Annotated in this window: 18 protein-coding genes and 1 riboswitch; of the genes, 8 read left to right on the forward strand and 10 right to left on the reverse strand. The window is 41.9% G+C overall.

Annotated features, from left to right (window positions below; all coding sequences use genetic code 11):
* Position 1 precedes the first annotated feature (1 nt).
* From A4V03_RS11670 to A4V03_RS11685, 4 genes are all read right to left on the reverse strand, one after another.
* Positions 2 to 1,642 carry a sialidase family protein gene (locus tag A4V03_RS11670; RefSeq protein ID WP_065539009.1) on the reverse strand — a complete coding sequence of 547 codons (1,641 nt, stop codon included), beginning with the start codon at positions 1,640 to 1,642 and terminating at the stop codon, positions 2 to 4.
* 116 nt (positions 1,643 to 1,758) lie between these two features.
* Positions 1,759 to 2,670, reverse strand: a complete 912-nt coding sequence (locus A4V03_RS11675) for a dihydrodipicolinate synthase family protein (RefSeq protein WP_065539010.1) — start codon at positions 2,668 to 2,670, stop codon at positions 1,759 to 1,761.
* Between the two features lie 36 nt (positions 2,671 to 2,706).
* The gene (locus tag A4V03_RS11680) at positions 2,707 to 3,768 is read right to left on the reverse strand and encodes a hypothetical protein (RefSeq protein WP_458693052.1); all 1,062 of its coding nucleotides are present in this window, start codon (positions 3,766 to 3,768) and stop codon (positions 2,707 to 2,709) included.
* A complete protein-coding gene (locus A4V03_RS11685; protein WP_065539012.1) occupies positions 3,765 to 4,517 on the reverse strand; it encodes a FadR/GntR family transcriptional regulator in 753 nt (250 codons plus the stop codon). The genes A4V03_RS11680 and A4V03_RS11685 overlap by 4 nt, the downstream gene beginning before the upstream one ends.
* A gap of 414 nt (positions 4,518 to 4,931) precedes the next feature.
* Between A4V03_RS11685 and A4V03_RS11690 the strand changes: the two genes are divergently transcribed.
* From A4V03_RS11690 to A4V03_RS11700, 3 genes are all read left to right on the forward strand, one after another.
* Entirely contained in the window at positions 4,932 to 5,558 is a 627-nt protein-coding gene (locus tag A4V03_RS11690; RefSeq protein WP_065539013.1) for an HU family DNA-binding protein, read from the forward strand.
* Between the two features lie 302 nt (positions 5,559 to 5,860).
* Entirely contained in the window at positions 5,861 to 6,886 is a 1,026-nt protein-coding gene (locus A4V03_RS11695; protein WP_065539014.1) for an AI-2E family transporter, read from the forward strand.
* 56 nt (positions 6,887 to 6,942) lie between these two features.
* Complete coding sequence (locus A4V03_RS11700) at positions 6,943 to 8,115, forward strand: glycosyltransferase (protein WP_065539015.1); 1,173 nt, start codon at positions 6,943 to 6,945, stop codon at positions 8,113 to 8,115.
* Between the two features lie 115 nt (positions 8,116 to 8,230).
* On the opposite strand, the gene A4V03_RS11705 is transcribed toward A4V03_RS11700, so the two are convergent.
* Together A4V03_RS11705 and A4V03_RS11710 are read right to left on the reverse strand one after the other, a co-directional pair.
* The gene (locus tag A4V03_RS11705) at positions 8,231 to 9,475 is read right to left on the reverse strand and encodes an ABC transporter permease (protein WP_065539016.1); all 1,245 of its coding nucleotides are present in this window, start codon (positions 9,473 to 9,475) and stop codon (positions 8,231 to 8,233) included.
* A gap of 30 nt (positions 9,476 to 9,505) precedes the next feature.
* Positions 9,506 to 10,705 (reverse strand): pyridoxal phosphate-dependent aminotransferase, encoded by a 1,200-nt coding sequence (locus A4V03_RS11710; RefSeq protein WP_024987316.1) that lies wholly within the window; start codon positions 10,703 to 10,705, stop codon positions 9,506 to 9,508.
* A 180-nt stretch (positions 10,706 to 10,885) separates the two neighbouring features.
* Here A4V03_RS11710 and A4V03_RS11715 point away from each other — a divergent pair, with 180 nt between their 5' ends.
* The 4 genes from A4V03_RS11715 to A4V03_RS11730 all read left to right on the forward strand — a co-directional run bounded on the left by A4V03_RS11715 (position 10,886) and on the right by A4V03_RS11730 (position 14,042).
* Positions 10,886 to 12,121 (forward strand): fucose isomerase, encoded by a 1,236-nt coding sequence (locus tag A4V03_RS11715; RefSeq protein WP_065539017.1) that lies wholly within the window; start codon positions 10,886 to 10,888, stop codon positions 12,119 to 12,121.
* A 220-nt stretch (positions 12,122 to 12,341) separates the two neighbouring features.
* The gene (locus A4V03_RS11720; RefSeq protein ID WP_024987318.1) at positions 12,342 to 12,668 is read left to right on the forward strand and encodes a helix-turn-helix domain-containing protein; all 327 of its coding nucleotides are present in this window, start codon (positions 12,342 to 12,344) and stop codon (positions 12,666 to 12,668) included.
* Positions 12,652 to 13,776: a type II toxin-antitoxin system HipA family toxin gene (locus tag A4V03_RS11725; protein ID WP_065539018.1), complete on the forward strand. Its 1,125-nt coding sequence runs from the start codon at positions 12,652 to 12,654 to the stop codon at positions 13,774 to 13,776. The genes A4V03_RS11720 and A4V03_RS11725 overlap by 17 nt, the downstream gene beginning before the upstream one ends.
* A gap of 104 nt (positions 13,777 to 13,880) precedes the next feature.
* Complete coding sequence (locus A4V03_RS11730) at positions 13,881 to 14,042, forward strand: hypothetical protein (RefSeq protein ID WP_228099401.1); 162 nt, start codon at positions 13,881 to 13,883, stop codon at positions 14,040 to 14,042.
* A 16-nt stretch (positions 14,043 to 14,058) separates the two neighbouring features.
* Here A4V03_RS11730 and A4V03_RS11735 read toward each other — a convergent pair whose 3' ends face one another.
* From A4V03_RS11735 to A4V03_RS11750, 4 genes are all read right to left on the reverse strand, one after another.
* Positions 14,059 to 14,898: a histidinol-phosphatase gene (locus tag A4V03_RS11735; RefSeq protein ID WP_065539019.1), complete on the reverse strand. Its 840-nt coding sequence runs from the start codon at positions 14,896 to 14,898 to the stop codon at positions 14,059 to 14,061.
* 154 nt (positions 14,899 to 15,052) lie between these two features.
* Positions 15,053 to 16,921, reverse strand: a complete 1,869-nt coding sequence (gene abc-f, locus A4V03_RS11740) for a ribosomal protection-like ABC-F family protein (RefSeq protein WP_065539020.1) — start codon at positions 16,919 to 16,921, stop codon at positions 15,053 to 15,055.
* Between the two features lie 27 nt (positions 16,922 to 16,948).
* On the reverse strand, positions 16,949 to 17,755 hold the full coding sequence (locus A4V03_RS11745) for a DUF3805 domain-containing protein (protein ID WP_065539021.1): 807 nt from the start codon (positions 17,753 to 17,755) through the stop codon (positions 16,949 to 16,951).
* Between the two features lie 52 nt (positions 17,756 to 17,807).
* Positions 17,808 to 19,001, reverse strand: a complete 1,194-nt coding sequence (locus A4V03_RS11750) for a hypothetical protein (protein WP_065539022.1) — start codon at positions 18,999 to 19,001, stop codon at positions 17,808 to 17,810.
* Positions 19,002 to 19,159: 158 nt separating this feature from the next.
* On the opposite strand from A4V03_RS11750, the gene A4V03_RS11755 reads away from it, so the two are divergent.
* Complete coding sequence (locus A4V03_RS11755; protein WP_065539023.1) at positions 19,160 to 20,104, forward strand: DUF5106 domain-containing protein; 945 nt, start codon at positions 19,160 to 19,162, stop codon at positions 20,102 to 20,104.
* 88 nt (positions 20,105 to 20,192) lie between these two features.
* Positions 20,193 to 20,394: riboswitch (cobalamin riboswitch) on the forward strand.
* The last annotated feature ends 113 nt before the right edge of the window (positions 20,395 to 20,507 follow it).

Raw genomic sequence — 20,507 nt, forward strand, 5'->3', positions numbered from 1 at the left:
CCTACCTGTTTAAAATTTCCGCCAAATCAATTTTAATAAAAGCCATATTTGCCTGACTGCTTTCATATAATATCCCTATTGAATTTTCATCTATTGACGTGATGCTGGAATAACCTGCACTACGATATTGGTCAAACAGAATCCAGTATTTCTCAGGCCATGTCATTCCGTCGTCAAAACTAACTTTCAAGGTCAATTTATCCCGTGTCTTATAATCACTGGGATTGGCAAATAATAGTATGCTTTTCTTTTCTCCGTCCACAGTATAATCATGGCGATGTAAACTTGCCATACACGTCGGTTCCACCAATGCTTTTCGTGACGTGAGATGCTCTGTCCATGTCTCGCCCAAGTCTGTTGTCGTACAGATTCTCCGGCCATTCACTTCTTTATTCCCCCGGTTTCTGTTATCGCGCATATTCAGCATTACAGTACCGTCACTTAATTGGGCTGCATTACATTCCGTCACATTCGAATAAGCCGGATTGCTGGTTGTCCATGTCTTTCCGTGGTCTTTACTATATGTAATATTGGAGAATGCTGCTCCCTTATCATCACGTCCTTGTGTAGGAAAGACCAAAGTACCATCCGCCAGTGTTATTCCTTGTCCGGGAGCCGGAGCAAACAACCACCATTCAGGACGTTTGGTTTTACCAGTTATATTATCGGGGAAACTCCATGTCAGTCCGTCATCCGTGCTTTTAGTTATCAGGAACTGACAGGTCTCTTTCAGACCGATTCCGGGTTGTGAGCCCTTCTTTCGCCACTGGTGTATCCAGTAAGTACTGTTTTCATTCAAGCCCTCTATCCACTTGCCATTATCATCCAATGCACCGTGCATCCACAATCCGGCTATATAAATATCATTTGTGTTTTTATCCACAAGGATGCACGCATCACTCACTCCATTAAACTTTTGCGGAAGTCCTCCCCATTCTCCCATATCCAACACCGTCTGGATGGGTTGCCATGTCAGTCCTTTGTCAAAGCTACGATGAAGAGCGATATCTATGTTTCCCTGCAAATCGCGAGCCAAATCATAACGGGCATCAAATATAGCCAGCAGAGTTCCGTTGTTACTGGTAGCCAATCCCGGAATACGTGAAGAAACGATACCATCCTGTCCTTTCTGTCTTAATGCCACTCCCACTCTTAGGGGAATAGCCTCCTTATTCGAGACTTTCAGTTCTCCCCGGCTGGTTTTTATCCGGCTGCAATTCACACTAATGCGGTGTGTCAGTGGAACCGTATCCTTCAATGTCACTGCTATCCAAAAAGACAAGGAATCATCTTTCACTTGTATATTATCTGTAAAAGATATCTTCCGTGCAGCGGGCATCGGTTTACATATCAGACGGGATTCATCTATCAGCCCGTTTTTATGAGTTCCATATACCGCAACAGAAAGGATATCAGACAAGTCGGTACTTTCTTGCAAGTCGACATCAATCTGCCGGATAGTGTAAGGACGGCTGTTTGTTTGAATCAAAGTTGCCTTAACAGTCGGATTAATCTGCTTTTTGACCAAAACAGGGATGACAGGCCTTTCCAGTTCGAACCTTATATCTTTACCCAAAGATATATCTGGTATCCATAGCAAAATCATCGAAAATATGATAAATATTTTCTTACTCATTTTCATAGTATTTTTATTTTAGGTAATTTTGAACGCATTTAACTAGATTAGGGGGAGATAGACAGGAAGTAAAGTAGCAAACCCCAGCAATATACTTTTACTGTCATCTCCTCTTTTTATGTCTAAAAATCGAAGAAATTTATCGCATCCAAATCACCTTTTAATTTGTCATACTCCTCAACTGAAAATGGTTTAATTGGCAAACGACAACTGCCACAATCAATACCTATTAATTTCATGATAGCTTTACCTCCACGTACGCCTCCGCCATATTTAATGATAACTTCTACCGTACGTATAGATTTCATTTGCCAGGCACGTGCCGTTTCCACATCATTTTGCTTCATTGACTCAAAAATAGCATGGTAAACATTAGGGATATAATTATATGTACTTCCTACGCCTGCCACAGCTCCCATTGATAAACCTGCAATCAGAATCTCATCAAAGCCATGCAGAACTTCAAACTTATGCTGTTCCAAATCGATGCAGGCCCCCATCTCCATCAGATTATTATGAGTAAATTTAGTACCTACCAAGTTTGATATTTTCTTCTTGCCCTCTACCAAAAAACTATCTACCGGCAAATTAACCCCTGTGATCGACGGCATATTATAATAATAGAAAGGCAATCCACTGGCAGCCCCGCAAACCGGAGCAAAAAAATCAATTAACTCATTTACCGTTCCCGGTTTGAAAAAAGACGGAGCTATTGAAGCAATGGCATCGGCTCCTGCTTTTTCTGCATGACATGCCAGTTCCATAGCGCCCCGTTGGCAGTTTGAACCTACATGGGCAATCACTTTGAACCGCTTACCAGCCGAAGCAACCCATTTTTCAAGAATTAATTTACGTTCATCAATCGTCAGCGAAGAGAATTCACCAGTCGTACCACACACAAACACCCCTTTAATAGGAGTCGATGCGATCCAATCAGCATATTTTTCAATAACAGATAAATTTACATCCCCATTTTCATCCATTGGGGTGAAGGTGGCCGCAACCATACCTTCCAGTCTTTCATAATTGTTCATAACGCATTTAATTAGATTTGATATTTCATTTTATTTCTAGAAACTTCCCTTTAGAATAAATGGCGTCCGTATTCCCGGCTGTACCTCACCACTTACAATGAATATCTGATTTCCGACAGAAACAACATTCGTAGTAACCGGAATGCGATAAGGACATTCGAGCGAATCGACCAAAGAATTCGTACTTGTACTGACTACCCGTAACTTACGGCTGAATCCCGGATGCTCGGAAGATGTAGGAAGAATCTCTTCCACTCCCCCAATTAACAGAATCTTATCCTCCCCGTATGATACACCAGTCCCCGCCATTACAGGAAAAGAACCGGTCATTTTACTCCATTTTCCAATGCTTGGCTCAAATACGTACCCCTCCGTATGTTCTACCATCGCCTCATCCGGAGCATAACTTCTTCCACTGAAAAGATAAAATCGTTCTCCTTGCGCCACACCTACTGCATAGGAAAGAGAAGGACCATTCCAATCCGGCATTTCTTGCCATCCTCTTTCTTTATGTATCAAATCCAGCATGTAAAAATGATGAGTCGACTGTTCATTTACCATAGTCTCTTGCCCCCCAGCAATATAAATACAGTTATCACCCATTGCTCCCGTTGCATTCGCCAACGGAATCGGCAAAGATGGATAACTAACCGAGTCTATCACAAATGTATCTTCTTCTTTCTTTATCAGGAAAACGTTATCACTACACTGCGTACGATCACACCCTCCAATACACAACAATCCTTCCGGCAAACTTATTGAAACTCCATAAGCAAGCGGGCGATCGAGAAAATCATCATAAACAGTCCATTTTCCCGTTTGTAAATCATAGCTATATAAAGTAGACCACCAAGCTTTCGCTCCTCCTTCCCAAGGATACTTATCCGGAAAATTAGCTCCACCCAGCACAAGCAACTTTCCTTCCACTATCCCGGAATACGCACCTGCCAACCCAACGTTTTCCGACATGCCGGCACAACCCGGAAGCAGCAATGAGTTTTCCCATTGCACCTCTATCTTCTTTTCCTTTTTTCCCAAACAAGATGTATTCATAAACAATATCATTAAGGATAAATATAAAAAATGCAGCCTTTTCATATCCCTTCTACCTTTTCATCATTTTCTTTTTCCGCCATCAACTCCTGACTCCGATTGACCTTGAAAATCTTATAAACCTCAAAATGTCTTTCGATGGCGTCCCGATATCCTTTTTCATCCCCTTTTTTTATAAAATCCAGCAAGTCAGCATGAGTAGCTATTTTACCACTTTTGCTCATTTCTATATTTATAGGTTTCAAGTAATCTTTGAATTTTTCTTTCACATAGACAAGTATAGGATGAATGATTTCCTGAAATTCGGATATTATTTTATTTCCAGTGATCTCATATAGTTTCGTATGAAAAGCCGATTCACTGATCAATGCGTATTCATTATTCTCAAAAACAATTCCCATTTTCACTATCTCGCTTAACTGTTCAATATCTTTAGGAGTGATCTTACGAAAAATATCACTTGATATTCCTATTTCAAGTGCAATTCTGAAATCTAACAGATCTAAAATAGTTTCTTCACTCAAAACACGAGGATCTATCACTCTTTTCATCCCTCCTAAAATAGAAGGTTCGGTCAGAACCATTCCTTTGCGAGGACGTGCATGAATCAGTCCCATCATTTTCAAACGACTTAATGCTTCTCTGACAACACTCCTTGCAACTCCTAATTCTGCAGCCAGATTATTCTCATTAGGAATTGAATCTCCACGTCTTAAGTCATTCTTTTTAAAGTAAGTAAGCAGACTGTCTTCCACCTGATCAATCAATGTTGTTTGATTAATTTCTATCTTCATATTATTAGAATTTTATTATTCACATAATTTGTCTGACAAATAATACAAATGCAATATTAAGGGATTTTTTTTAGAATACAATAATATTGCAGCACAAAAACACTTACTTATGCTGAAAAACATAACTTTCGGCACAGGACAAGAAACGTTCACTTGTTCAACACATTAGAAGATTATTCCCAAACATCGCATCAATTACTTGTCCGTCTCACATAAAACAAATACCTTTACTGCATAATTTTCATTATCCCATTACAACAAAATAATAGTTTTCTTATAAGGAAACAAATGTTTTGTTATAACAGGACGATAGTCCCTCTATAATAGGACGAGCAAAATTATACTAAGCAGTTTCATAAAAGCTACAGTAAAAAACAATAAAGAATACAGAGAATATATTTAATTATCAGACTAATGGCATATTACGACTTTAAGAAGAAACCGGCTCTCACTACAAAAGAGGGAGAAAAGGATGTGTTGTACCCCAGCATCGTATTTAACGGCACTATCAACACCAAACAACTATTGAAACAACTCGTTGCCCGCACCGGATACAAACCGGGAGTGGTAGAAGGTACACTAATGGAACTTGTAGACCTCGTGGGAGAATACATAGGACAAGGCTACCGGGTAGAAGTAGGTGAGTTCGGTTATTTTTCCGGAAAAATAAAATCCCGACTGGTGAAAGATAAAAAGGATCTGCGTTCACCTTCCATTCAATTCAACGGAGTGAATTTTCTTGCTTCCAAAACATTCAAAAAGAAAGCAACGGGTAAACTGGAACGGGCTCAAAAACTATTTTTTCAAGTTTCAAGCCAACTGGATGACGAAGAACTGAAAAGAATACTACTTGAACACGTCAACCGATATGGATTCATCACGCGCACTACATATACCGAACTGACCGGACGACTGAAAAATAAAGCATTGGAGGATTTAAAGCGGTTTGCCAAAGAAGGTATAATCTGTAAAATGGGACGTGGAAATCAAATGCTTTTTGTGAAAAACCAAGAGGATAGTCAAACAGAGCCGAATAGATAACATAAAAAAAGGCTATCTATCCCAGACAGCCAATCTTTGTTAACCTTAAATCTAATACTATGAAAAACACACTGCAAAGATACGGGCTTTTCAGTTATCTCCAAATTTTCAGGGCAAAGCAGTTTATCTTATAACATGGTTTAATAGAAACATTCAATCCGTTAACATTTAACACAAATCAATTGGGGATATGAACGAATATCCGTTCAATGAAACCAAACTATTTTCATATCGTTATCTCACCATCAAACAAACCTTTCCTATACCTTGATTGTTGTCTATATAAACAAATTTCACATGATATGAGCACCAAAGAACAATACTGGAAATATTCCCTCATTGTCATCATCCTATTTATGGGAATCATCATCTTCCGACAAATCTCTCCTTTCCTGGGAGGATTATTGGGAGCACTCACTATTTATATTCTTGTACGCGGACAGATGAGATATCTGGTAGAAAAACGAAAGCTAAAACGTGGCCTAAGTGCTTTACTGATCACTGCAGAAACTATTTTTGTCTTCCTTATTCCCTTGGGACTGACCGTCTGGATGATAGTAAATAAGCTACAAGATATCAATCTGGACCCACAAACGTATATCGCACCGATCCAACAAGTAGCCGAATTTATCAAAGAGAAAACAGGATATGATGTATTAGGAAAAGATACATTGACATTCATTGTCTCCATGCTTCCCCGTATCGGACAAATCATAATGGAGAGTATCAGCAGTCTCGCCATCAACCTGTTCGTCATGATCTTTGTACTTTATTTCATGTTGATCGGAGGACAAAAAATGGAAGCATACGTCAACGACATTCTGCCATTTAACGAGAGCAATACTCAAGAAGTGACCAACGAAATCAATATGATTGTTCGTTCCAATGCCATCGGTATTCCCTTGCTGGCTATCATTCAGGGAGGAGTAGCCATGATCGGTTATTTTCTTTTCGGAGCACCCAACATATTGATGCTGGGATTTCTGACCTGCTTTGCAACCATTATTCCAATGGTAGGTACCGCACTGGTATGGTTGCCGGTAGCCGCTTATCTTGCCATAAGCGGAGACTGGTTCAATGCTATCGGAATTGCCGCTTACGGAGCTATCGTCGTGTCACAATCAGATAACCTGATCCGGTTTATTCTTCAAAAGAAAATGGCAGATACGCATCCGCTTATCACCATTTTCGGAGTAGTCATCGGTCTACCGATATTTGGGTTTATGGGAGTGATCTTCGGTCCGCTATTGCTTTCGCTATTCTTCCTTTTTGTGAATATGTTTAAGAAAGAATATCTGGACTTACGAAATAACCTCCCGTCGAGATGACGGAACTACCGAAAAATTGTGTACTTTTGCCGTTGTAAAAACGACACTAAAATTTGATGGAAACATTTACATTCAATACTGCCGAACTGATTGTTTTATCAGCGGCAGGTATTCTTTTTATCATTCAACTTATCTATTATTTTGGCTTGTACAATCGGATACATGCCCATAATAAAGCGGTACGCAAAGAAGAAGTACATTTTTCACGAGAACTGCCTCCGCTGTCCGTCATTCTCTGCGTACGCAATGAGGCTGAAAACCTGCGTAAAATCCTACCAACTATTCTAGAACAAGATTATCCGCAGTTTGAGGTAATTGTCGTCAACGATGCTTCCACAGATGAAACCGAGGATATACTGGGTATGATGGAAGAAAAATATCCTCATCTTTACCATAGTTTTACCCCTGAAAGCGCACGTTATATCAGTCATAAAAAACTGGCCCTGACATTAGGCATTAAAGCCAGTAAACATGATTGGCTGGTATTTACAGAGACAAACTGTATGCCGGCAAGTAACCAGTGGTTAAAGTTGATGGCACGCAATTTCACTCCACAAACTCAAATCGTATTAGGGTATAGCGGTTATGACCGTACAAGAGGATGGCTACACAAACGTACCGCATTTGATACTTTATTCCAATCTTTGCGTTATCTGGGATTCGCCTTAGCCGGAAAAACATATATGGGTATCGGACGTAACTTAGCTTACCGAAAGGAATTGTTTTTCCAGCAGAAAGGATTCTCCAAATACCTGAATCTGCAACGTGGAGAGGATGATCTATTCATCAACGAGTTAGCTACTCCTTCAAACACCCGCGTCGAAACAGACATCAACGCCACCACACGGATAAATCCTGTATATTGCTACAAAGAATGGAAAGAAGAAAAAGTAAGCTATATGGCTACTGCAAAATATTACCAGGGGACGCAACGGTATCTGCTGGGATTTGAGACTTTCTCCCGTCTGTTATTCTACGCTGCTTGTATAATAGGAATTACATTGGGAGTTCTCAATTTACACTGGTTAGCGGCAGGCATTGCACTGTTAATTTGGTTGCTACGCTTCATCTTACAAGCTGTCATCATCAATCAAACAGCTAAAGAAATGGGAGAAGCCCGGAAATACTATTTCTCATTACCGGTATTCGACCTTCTCCAACCTATACAGTCGCTGAATTTCAAACTCTGCCGATTCTTTCGAGGAAAAGGAGATTTCATGAGAAAATAATTAAACCTACAAGAGGATATGAAGTAAATTGGGCGCATATATAGACATATTATTCGCTCCACATCACATAACGGGCTAAAATCTCTGCAGCAAAAAACGGATAGAAAAAAGAGGATTATTCGTATCTCATAGAGCTAGCCGGATTGATTTTGGTAATCAGGAACGAGGGACCTATCAGCATCAAGACGGCAGCCAGTAATGTACCGATATTAATCAGAAGGAAAAGCAGGATATTGAAAGAAACCGGGACAGTATCTACATAATACGTCTCCGGATCGAGCCTGAAAATACCGGACTGGGCTTGCAGGATACAGAACGCCAAACCGATAGCATTTCCCCAAAGCATGCCCTTGCCTATCAGGAAAACAGCAAACCAGAGGAAGGTCTTGCGAATCGTGAAGTTATTCGCTCCCAAAGCCTTCAGGATACCAATCATATTCGTGCGTTCGATAATGATAATCAGCAGCCCGGAAATCATAGTAAAGCCGGCAACGCCTACCATCAGAATCAGAATCACCCACACATTCAAGTCCAACAAATCAAGCCATGCGAATATCTGGGGATTCAACTGTTCGATGTTACGCACATAATACACGCCCCCCAGTTCATCCTGTTGGTTATCAGTATCGACCGCTATTTCATACGTTGTATCTTCGAGCTTATCATAATTCTTCACTTGAAGTTCCACCCCGGTCACCTGCTCCGGTTTCCAGCCGTTCAAGCGGTTCACCAGATTCAAATCAGTCAATAAAAAGAGGTTATCGTATTCGGAGAAATTTGTCTGATAAATTCCGGCAATAGTCAACCGACGCGCACGGACATCGTCTTGTATATAATAAGTATATATCTTATCTCCCAGTTTCAACTTCATCTTCGTAGCCAAAGCCTTGGAGATAAGCACTTGATTGCTGGAAACCGAATCACTGAAAACGGGAATCTCGCCTTCCAGCAGATACTCTTGCATGAAACGAGGGTCAAATTCCGGACCGACACCTTTCAGCACCATGCCCTGAAAAGCATCATCCGTCTTAATCATGCCCGGTTTGGTAGAGAAACGCTGTACATGACTTATTTCAGGATAGGCGGCAAGGGCTGCCATCATGCTATCCCCTACCATAACCGGATGAGTCTCATAAGAACTCGCCGCATCCAGATTGGTAATCTGGATATGCGAGCCGAATCCTATGACTTTATTCCGTACTTCACTTTTAAACCCGATGACCACCGCCACAGCAATAATCATCACAGCCAGCCCGATAGCAATACCCGCCATGGCAATGAGGACCGCAGGACGTGACACCTGCTTTCCGCCATCGCTTTCACGATAGATACGCCGGGCTATGAAAAGTGATAGAGACAATTTTTAGTGATTAACGGTTAGTGATTAAGATTAATCCACTCTTCCCGGATACGCTTCCAAAGCCTTCTGCAAGACAAAAAGCGCACGGGTTAAATCTTCTTTCTTCAATACGTAAGCGATACGGACTTCGTTGATGCCGGAACCTGGAGTCGTATAGAAGCCGGAAGCCGGAGCCATGAATACCGTCTGTCCTTCGTATTCGAAGTCCGAAAGACACCAGGCACAGAACTTGTCCGAATCATCTACCGGAAGTTTTGCCACTGTATAAAAAGCGCCCATCGGAATTGGAGAATAAACACCCGGAATACGGTTCAAGCCGTCAATCAGGCATTTACGACGTTCCACGTACTCATCATACGTCTCGCGCGAATACTCTTCCGGAGCATCCAGTGAAGCCTCAGCAGCAATCTGTCCAATCAAAGGGGGACTCAAACGAGCCTGGCAGAACTTCATAACAGCGTCACGTATCTCTTTGTTCTTGGTAATCAGCGCACCGATACGGATTCCACATTCCGAATAACGTTTCGAAACGGAGTCAATCAGTACCACATTATTCTCGATACCTTCCAAATGGCAAGCAGAGATATAAGGAGAACCGGTATAGATAAACTCACGATATACTTCGTCGGAGAAAAGGAACAAATCATACTTCTTCACCAAGTCACGAATCTGATTCATCTCGCGACGGGTGTACAGATAACCGGTCGGGTTATTCGGATTGCAAATCAGTATCGCTTTGGTGCGTTCATTTATCAGCTCTTCAAACTTCTCCACTTTCGGAAGTGAGAAACCTTCTTCAATAGTCGTGGCAATGGTGCGAATCTTCGCTCCGGCAGAGATGGCGAATGCCATATAGTTGGCATAAGCCGGTTCCGGAACAATAATCTCGTCCCCCGGATTCAGGCAGGAAAGGAAAGAAAATAATACCGCTTCCGAACCACCCGATGTAATGATTATATCGTCTGCCGTCAGGTTGATATTGAACTTTGCATAATATCCTACCAGTTTTTCGCGATAGCTACGGTAACCTGCGCTGGGACTGTATTCCAGCACTTTGCGGTCAATATTGCGTATCGCGTCAATCGCGGCCTGAGGAGTGGGCAGGTCAGGCTGTCCGATGTTCAGGTGAAATACATGGACTCCGCGTTGCTTGGCAGCGTCTGCCAAAGGAGCCAGTTTTCTGATAGGAGATGCAGGCATCTCATTTCCGCGAATGGATATGGTTGGCATAATTTTAATACAAATTACTTAATTACTATTTACTTTATCTACTTGGAGCTGCAAATGTACGCAATAATTTGAATACAGAGACATAAAAACTTTAAAAACCTTAGCAAGGTTAAAATCGTTATGGTTTTATGAAAAGAAAGCTATACATTTGTAATACAGAAAACTTAAAACAATATCATAATGACCATACACCTTATCTCATTCGCCTCAATCCTTCACAAACAAGTTTCGCTACGTAGCTCACACGAAGCTATTTTAAGCGAAATTGAAAAATATTATACCGTAAAGTTTGTTGATTATCAAGATATGGACAAGCTGAGTAGTGATGATTTCAAAATCATTTTTATCGCTACTGGTGGAGTGGAAAGACTGGTCATACAACATTTCGAAAACCTCCCCCGCCCTACCATTTTGCTAGCAGACGGCATGCAAAACTCTCTTGCTGCCGCATTAGAAATCTCCACATGGTTGCGAGGACGTGGAATGAAAAGTGAGATTCTACATGGTGAACTACCAGCTATCATCTTGCGTATCCATACACTTTATAATAATTTCCGGGCACAACGTTCCTTATTCGGCAAACGTATCGGAGTCATCGGAACTCCTTCATCCTGGCTGGTTGCCAGTAATGTTGACTATCTGCTGGCAAAACGCCGTTGGGGTATCGAATACATAGACATTCCGTTGGAACGAATTTATGAACATTTTCAACAAATCACGGATGAACAGGTAGGTGCTTCCTGTGCCGCAGTCGCTTCGCAAGCTCTTGCCTGCCGCGAGGGAACTCCCGAAGATATCATCAAAGCGATGCGGCTATACCGAGCTATCAAGAAGGTATGCGAGGAAGAGAAACTGGAAGCACTGACATTGAGTTGCTTCAAACTGATTGAGCAAATCGACACTACCGGCTGTCTGGCATTGTCCTTACTGAACGACGATGGAATAATGGCGGGCTGCGAAGGTGATCTTCAATCCATATTCACCCTGCTCGCCGTGAAGTCACTGACCGGAAAAGACGGATTCATGGCAAACCCTTCCATGATTAATGCACGTACCAACGAACTTATATTGGCTCACTGTACCATCGGGCTCAAACAAACGGAAAGGTATATTATCCGCAACCATTTCGAAACGGAAAAAGGAATTGCCATCCAGGGATTGCTCCCGACAGGAGACGTTACTATCATAAAGTGCGGCGGCGAATGTCTGGACGAATATTACCTGTCTACCGGGACATTATCCGAAAATACGAATTATATCAATATGTGCCGTACACAAGTACGCATCCGCATGAATACTCCGGCTGAATACTTCCTGAAGAATCCATTGGGCAATCACCATATTCTGGTTCATGGAAACTATGAAGATGCATTGAACGAGTTCTTCCTGGCAAATGCCTGCAAACGAACCGAATAAACTTGCCACATTTTTGTATTACTTTTAAGTATTATAGAGGGAAATACAAAAATGTGGCAGAGTTTATAATCAAATAGTTAAGCCTAATACCCATATCATACCCTGCAAATTGCTAAATAGCATCTGATTTATTTGGAAAACTCAAACAGCAATAGTATCTTTGTATCAGATACAATAATATTCGATAATAGCATAAAAAGATATTAACAGATACAATAATATGCCTTTGCTTTACAATTTCGACATAGATACCCCGGAAGAATTGCTGACTATATTAGCGCAAAATCTTCAACAACGCCGGTTAGAAAAAGGTCTGTCAAGGGATGCTTTATCCATATTGAGCGGAGTTCCTGTGCCAACAATCGCAAAGTTCGAACAAAAGCATACCATATCTTTGGCTTCGTACGTGGCGCTGGCAAAAGCATTAGGCTATTCTAAAGCCATCAAAGGGCTGCTAGCAGAGCCACTTTATAACACTATGGAAGAGTTGGATACTATTAACCGAAACAAAAACAGAAAGAGAGGGCGTAATGAAATTGATAAATAAGCTAACGGTAACTTACCACGAACAGACCGTGGGAGAGTTAACCATGACTCCCGACAACCGTCTTTGCGCCTTCCAATATGATAAAGAATGGTTGGCAAACGGCTTCTCCATCTCTCCGTTAGAGTTACCTTTAAAGCCCGATTTATTTATTGCTCAACCCGAACCTTTTTGGGGTAATTTCGGCATCTTCGAGGACAGTCTCCCCGATGGATATGGTCGCTACTTACTGAATCGCCTATTAAAAAAGCAAGGAGTGAACGATATGGATTTAACCCCTATTCAGCGGTTAAGCATTATTGGTTGTTCGGGTATGGGAGCATTATGCTATATCCCCGAGACTTATATCGGAGAAGAAAAGTCACTCCCAGATTTGGATGACCTTCAACAAATGGCATTGGACGTATTGTCAGAAAAATCGGATAAAGACGAAGATATACTCTACTTCAACAGTGGCAACTCAGGTGGCTGTCGTCCGAAATGCCTTTTCCATGATACCGAAGGTTCGTGGTTGGTGAAATTCAGGCATACTTACGACCCTAAAGATATGGGGCTAATGGAGTACCGATATAATGAGATAGCACGCCAGTGCGGAATTAACGTACCTGACTTCAAGCTGCTGGATGATAAATATTTTGCCACCAAACGTTTTGATATAGAAGCAGGAGAACGCATCCACATTGCAACTGCCGGAGCACTCTTGAATGAATCTATTCTGCAGCCAAGATTAGATTATAAAACCCTGTTACACCTTACCGGATTCCTCACACAAGACCCTCTTCAAGTAGACGAAATGTTTCGACGTATGGTCTTCAACATCTTGACAGACAACAAGGACGACCATGCCAAGAATTTCAGTTTCATCTATAAAAAAAAATGGCACTTGGCTCCCACCTACGACCTTACTTTATGTTCCGGATATAACGGCGAACACGCTACGTCCGTCAATAACCACGGAAAACCGACAATTGAAGATATGTTGCTAGTTGGAGAAAGCATCCGTATTCCTAAGAAAAAAGGATTATCAATTATCAGACAAGTAGCAGACCAGTGTGATGAAATCTTATCTAAAGATTATAAAGATGCTATTTCCAATGTAAGAAAACCGTAGAAAAGAAGCATCATGTCGAAATGGATAAACATAAACGAAGCAGCAGTAAAGTATGGATATAACAAAGCAATCATCCAGCTCTGGGCGGAAATGAAATAGATATTGTGGCAGTAAATCGCATCGAACGAGTTGCCACAATAGCAGAAGTAAAAATCAACCGTACTAAAATCTCCATCCCTGTACTTGAAGAAAAGGCAAAAAAGGTAATCAGTGAATTAAAAAGATACCACATAGAATACAAAGGCTATTCATTGGAAGATATGTAGACGAAAAACATGTTATCTACAGTATGCCTCTATCTTCCCACTTTCCGCCATGCCACTCCACCACCGACGTGAAGCCTGCTTTCTTCAAAGCTGCCAAGCCTTCGGGACGGGCATTATTTATTCTTTCGGGATAGTGGGCGTCACTGTTCACTTGCACGCGGATACCCAAGTCTTTCAAGAAATTGAAATAACGTTCATTTGGATAGAATGTGCCTAATTCGTGATAAGCCTTGGTGTTGATTTCGACAATATATCCATGACGGGCTATCGCTGCGAAATAATCACGGACTAAAGCGTCATACCACGGTTCGTCCAGTAATCCGGGACGGTAGCAGGAAGCATTGTAGTGCATCTTGTCCGCATGGCCAACGATATCAAAACCACCCAATTCTACCATATGAAGAAGATTCTTATAATACAGGCGGACAACAAAATCAAGGTCGCCATCAAAATGGGCATCAACCAATTCACGGAAATGAGCTGCCGGAGTGTCAATGTCGACAATCTTACCTTCCGGGGAATATAGCATATGCACGGAGCCTATCCGGTAATCGAGCGGCAGTTCCCGGAAACGGGATGAAGCGGGATTGCTGTCTTCGTTCAGATAATCTATTTCAAGGCCGATGGCAAGCTCTATCTTATCCGCGTATTTCTTTTTGAGACGGAAGAATTCGGAAAGATAATCTTCCATTCTGTCCCATTCCATAGTCCATGCAGTGGAAAACGGCAGCGGGGCATGGGAAGAGATGCCATAGGAAGTAAAGCCTTCACTAATGGCAAAACGTATAAAGTCTTCCATATTGGCTCGTCCGTCACAATACAGACAATGGCTATGGTAATTGGTTAGGTTCGTCATATAAAGATTATGTTATCAGGGTTATTATCATTATCAGGTTGCCACAGCAATATACCGAACTATGTTTGTGCCAACGAATTGGCATAACTGTGCCACTATATAGGCACTGCGATGCCACTATACAGGCACAAGCGTGCCAATATAGCGGCACGGTTCAGCCTTCTATTTCACTAAGTTCCAGCCATCGCATTGTTTTCTCATCAATCAGGTCATTGACTTCAGGCAAACGTTTCGATTTCTCTGTCAATTCGTCAACAGAAAGGGTACCACTACATAAGAGTTCTTCAATCTGTGCTTTTTCTGTTTCTAATTCTGCTATCTCCTTTTCCAATTGCTCAAACTCTCGCTTTTCCTTGAAACTCATCTTGCGTTTGTCATTCAGGCGGACACGGGCAGTCTTTTCTTCCTGCGGCTTTTCAGCTTCTTTCTCCTTTTGAGCTTTCGCGTCTTTCCAGTCACGATAGTCGCTATAGTTTCCGGGAAAGTCGCGAATATCTCCCTGTCCATTGAATACCATCAGGTGATCTACTACCTTATCCATAAAATAACGGTCGTGGGAAACGACAATCACACAGCCTTTGAAATTTTGAAGATATTCTTCAAGAACGTTCAAAGTAATAATATCGAGGTCGTTGGTAGGTTCGTCAAGCACCAGAAAATTTGGATTACGCATCAGGATGGTACACAGGTAAAGACGACAACGCTCACCCCCGCTCAACTTATACACATAGCTATGTTGCGTTTCGGGAGTAAACAGAAAATGCTGCAAGAATTGCGAAGCAGTCAGTTTCTTCCCATTACCCAGTTCAATTACCTCGGCAATATCCTGCACTACATCAATAACCTTCATTTGTTCATCAAACTGAAGGCCATCCTGCGAGTAATAGCCAAAACGAACAGTTTCACCAATATCCACCGTTCCACTATCGGGCGCAACCTGCCCCATTAATATCTTGATAAAAGTAGATTTACCTGTTCCGTTGTTTCCTACGATTCCCATCTTCTCATAGCGGGAGAAGATATAAGAGAAGTCTTCCAGGATTTTCAGATCGCCAAAACTCTTGTACAAGTGGTCGGCTTCGAATATCTTACTACCGATATAGGATGCTTTCACCTCCAGCTTCACATTATCATTGTTGAAACGTTGCTTTGCCACCTTTTCCAATTCATAAAAAGCCTCTTCCCGGTAACGGGCTTTATGCCCGCGTGCCTGCGGCATCCGGCGCATCCAGTCGAGTTCCGTACGGTAAAGGTTGTTGGCACGCTCTATTTCTACACTTTTAGCTTCGATACGTTCCTGACGTTTCTCAAGATAATAACTATAGTTACCTTTATATTGATAGATTTGTTGATTGTCTATTTCGATAATCTCCGAACAAACACGATCAAGGAAATAACGGTCGTGAGTCACCATCAGCAAGCTGAGGTTGGTACGGCGCAGGTAGTCTTCGAGCCATTCGGTCATATCAAGATCGAGGTGGTTGGTGGGCTCATCAAGAATCAGGAGTTCCGGTTCGGCAATCAAGGCGTTGGCAAGGGCGACACGCTTCAACTGTCCACCGGACAGTTGCTTCACTTTTTGGTCGAAGTTACGAATTTTGAGTTGCGAAAGAATTTGCTTGGCTTTCTGTTCGTATTCCCAAGCCTTCTCCTGGTCCATACGCGCCAAGAGGTCTTCCAGTCCCGGATGACCTTCAGTCTCCATGCAACGTTCATACTCCTTTATCAGTTCCACGGTACTGTTACCGTGATGGAAACAGGCTTCGAGCACAGTCAGCTCTTCGGGATACTGTGGATCTTGTTCCAGATAATCCACCCGAAGGTCACGACGGAAAACAATGTTACCGCTATCATAACCTTCTTTTCCGGCGATTATATTCAATAAGGTAGTTTTTCCGCTGCCGTTCTTCGCTATCAATCCTACACGCTGGCCTTCAGCAATGCCAAAAGATATATTTTCAAAAAGAACCAAGTCACCGAAGGACTTGGTCAAGTTATCTATCTGTAAATAAGGTACAGCCACGTAATTTAGTAATTAGTCGGTTAGTAGTTAGTGATTAATAATCACGGATTTATACTCTTCAATGACATCGCAAGGTTCTCCAGCCCTTACTTTGCTCCATGCTAGTTTCATCGGATCGATGGTGCGGTCTTTATATTGTAACACAGGAGCTTCCCGGTTACCGTCAATCAACGTTTTCCATTCCATACCTTCCACTTCATTCGTCAAAATTATACAGACTGTGATGCCGATTGCCAACCATTCTTCTTTCTTTCTCGAGCCAATCTTACCGCTATTAATCACTTGCTGAAGTTTCTCCAGATCTTCTTCTATTCCCTGAAAATCTTTTTTCAATTCCTGCTTCATGGTAGATACTACCCATTCGTACGCTTCATTAATCAAATAGATTTCAGAAAGACGGACCGGGATCAATTCAGCAGGATACTTCTGTCCTTCTTTGCGTACCTCCAAAGTAGCGATTACATCTTCCGCCTCCTTCACAACTCCACCTTTAGGTACGGTGAAGGAACATTCGAAAGCAATATCGTCAGCTCCTGTAATCCACAAATGGGAAGTATAATAAGTTCCCTCTTCCTGAAACATTTCCTTGCTATACGCACATTCCCATGTGCCGACTTTCACCAACGAAGCCGAATCGTTCTCTTTCAGTTCCTGCCGGATGACGTCTTTACCATAACCGGCTTTTCCTTTAAATGCGGATATACGAAAATTTCCCGTCCATACATCGGGATTATAGAAAAGAAAAGAGCCTTCGCCATCTTCAAACTCATTCCAGTCTGATGGATAGTTCATAGAAAACCATGCTCCGGGAGAGATAAATTTCTTGCCTTGCATCCTTTTATATTAAAATGATTACTTGGGCAAAAATACGAATTAAAAACGAATATCATTTACCTATCGGCTGTATTTTCCTCCTCACTTCTTTAGAAATCTCCAAAAACATATAATTCAACTTTCCGGAATGGATTCCTTCTTCGTTCTCCTTATACTTCTTATTAGCATATTGTTTCGATTTCTCGAAAGTCAGTAACGACATCTCATTCTGCGATTTGCCTACCATTGTAGAGTCCAATTGTTCATCCGGGAAAAAATCATCCAGATCGACATCACCAATCATTGTTGTCTCCAGGAAGTTTTTATCCGTGTGCGAATTATCCGTATAGTATCCTACAAACATGTGCCCCGGTGTACGTACCAGGATAGGATCAATATTAATGGCGCGAAGCAACGACGCAAACAACACACTCCCATCCACACAATTAACCTGTGAAGATTCCAGTGCATCATCAAACGTACGGACGCGCTGCGAGAAAACAACATTGCTCGAAAGGCTGGTATTGGAAACAGAACTATAACGGAATTTACGTTTCTGCAATATATTCCAAAGGGCATATACCTGCTTGTCTACTGCCCCTTTAGCCTTACTCTGATAACCGAGAAAACGATTAACAATCCGAGTATCCAATGCCTCGCGAAGCAACTGATCGATCATCGGATTCTCTTCATTGACATAAGCCGCAAAGAAAATACCGGTATCATGAAATTTAGTCCCGTTAGCCACATATCCCAACAGACACTCATTGATACTACGCACTGAAAAAGTACGTACCCGTTGTCCCAAATCTTTTCCGTTCATCTCCACTGTGATAGCTACGCTTACCGGCTCTGCCTGCACCTCATTTTTCAGTGCCTCGTAATTCCAGATAATATCAGGATAAATCGTATATTCCGTCCTAGGCTTGTTTAATACAAATTCCGACACCGAGCGGGAGAAAAAAGGCGTTTCGGCTACTTCAATCCGCACACGACTATAAGCTGTCTTCGATTTCAGCCGAACGGCAATACACGACTTCGGATTCCCCAAACACGTTGAATCCGACGGAACAATCACTTGTGCATCGGTGGTGGCAACAGACAGAATCGCCGAAGGAAATATATTCCCTCCCAGATCGTCTACAATCTCAAAACCGGAATTGAATGAAGTATATTTAAACACAGACATACTGCCAAGCAGAATTAACAGTACCACAACCGATCCTATTATTTCCTTCCGATGCCGTTTTAAGTCAATTTTTATCATTATTTGTAGTTTCTATAGTCAAACATTTCTATTATATCTCGCTAACAAAGATAACAAATAGCGAGCGTTTTTTCCTAAAGAAAGGTAGAAAAAGAAAGGATTATTTTGTATAAAGGAAAAAGGAAATTACCTTTGCTTTCAAAGTAAAAAAACAAATTATGAAAATGAACATAAATATTATTCCCGTTTTATGCTTCCTCTTGTTGTGCTCATGCAAAAACGGGAATGCCTCCAGCCAAAGTACAAACGAAACCATACAGGACACTATTAAATCCATCACCCTGCCTGCCATCCCCGCAATGATGACAGCTCCCGAACAACGAGCAGATTTTCTAGTAAAACACTATTGGGATAACGTCAATTTCGCCGACACCAATTACATCCACCACCCCGAAGTGACCGAACAAGCCTGGGCAGACTATTGCGACATACTAAACCACGTCCCTTTGGAAACCGCACAAGAAGCCATGCGGAAAACAATCGAGCGAACAAACGTAGACAAAAAAGTATTCACCTACATCACCGACCTGGCAGATAAATATCTATATGACCCTAACTCCCCCATGCGTAACGAAGAATTCTACATTCCCGTATTAGACGCCATGTTGGATTCCCCTCTGTTAGAAGAAATAGAGAAAGTACGTCCCAAAGCCCGCCGGGAATTAGCCCAGAAAAACCGTATCGGCACCAAAGCCCTGAACTTCAACTACACATTAGCCTCCGGCGCACAAGGTTCCCTCTACCAACTGCAAGCAGAGTACATCCTCCTATTCATTAACAACCCCGGCTGTCATGCCTGTACAGAAACGATAGACGCCCTGAGAAATGCCCCTATCATCAATCAACTTCTGGAGCAAAAGAGACTTACAGTCCTCTCCATCTATCCCGACGAAGAGCTGGACGAATGGAGAAAACACCTAAATGAATTCCCCCAAGAATGGATCAACGGATACGACAAGAAATTCGCCATCAAAGAGCAACAACTATATGACTTGAAGGCAATCCCCACCCTCTACCTTCTCAACAAGGAAAAGACTGTACTCCTAAAAGACGCCACCACACAAGCCGTTGAAGAATACCTGTTAATAAAAAGCGAACAATAAGCAGCCTTGATCCTTTCTTTTTGGTTCTTTCTCTTTCGTATCAAGACGAAAGAAAAAGAACATCCCTTTGGAAAAAACAAATAAACTCCCTATCTTTGCCGCGCATTGGTTTGCGACTCCCATGCGGGGGAAGCAATTAAAAGGGAATCAGGTGCAAGTCCTGAACAGTCCCGCTGCTGTAAGTTCCATACCAAGTTACAAGCAATTCACTCATTGCCACTGGAAACCAATCCGGGAAGGCGTTTGTAACAGGAACAAGTCAGAAGACCTGCCATGCAAATAAGTTTCACTGCTTTCGAGGAAAAAGCGTTGAGTCTAATGAACCGGACAAGTCGTCTATCATTTCATTCATCACTCTGATTCAGAGAAAGTGTGTTAAAACGGATAAACTCTGCCAAGTTTA

Source organism: Bacteroides caecimuris (assembly GCF_001688725.2).
GTDB lineage: Bacteria > Bacteroidota > Bacteroidia > Bacteroidales > Bacteroidaceae > Bacteroides > Bacteroides caecimuris.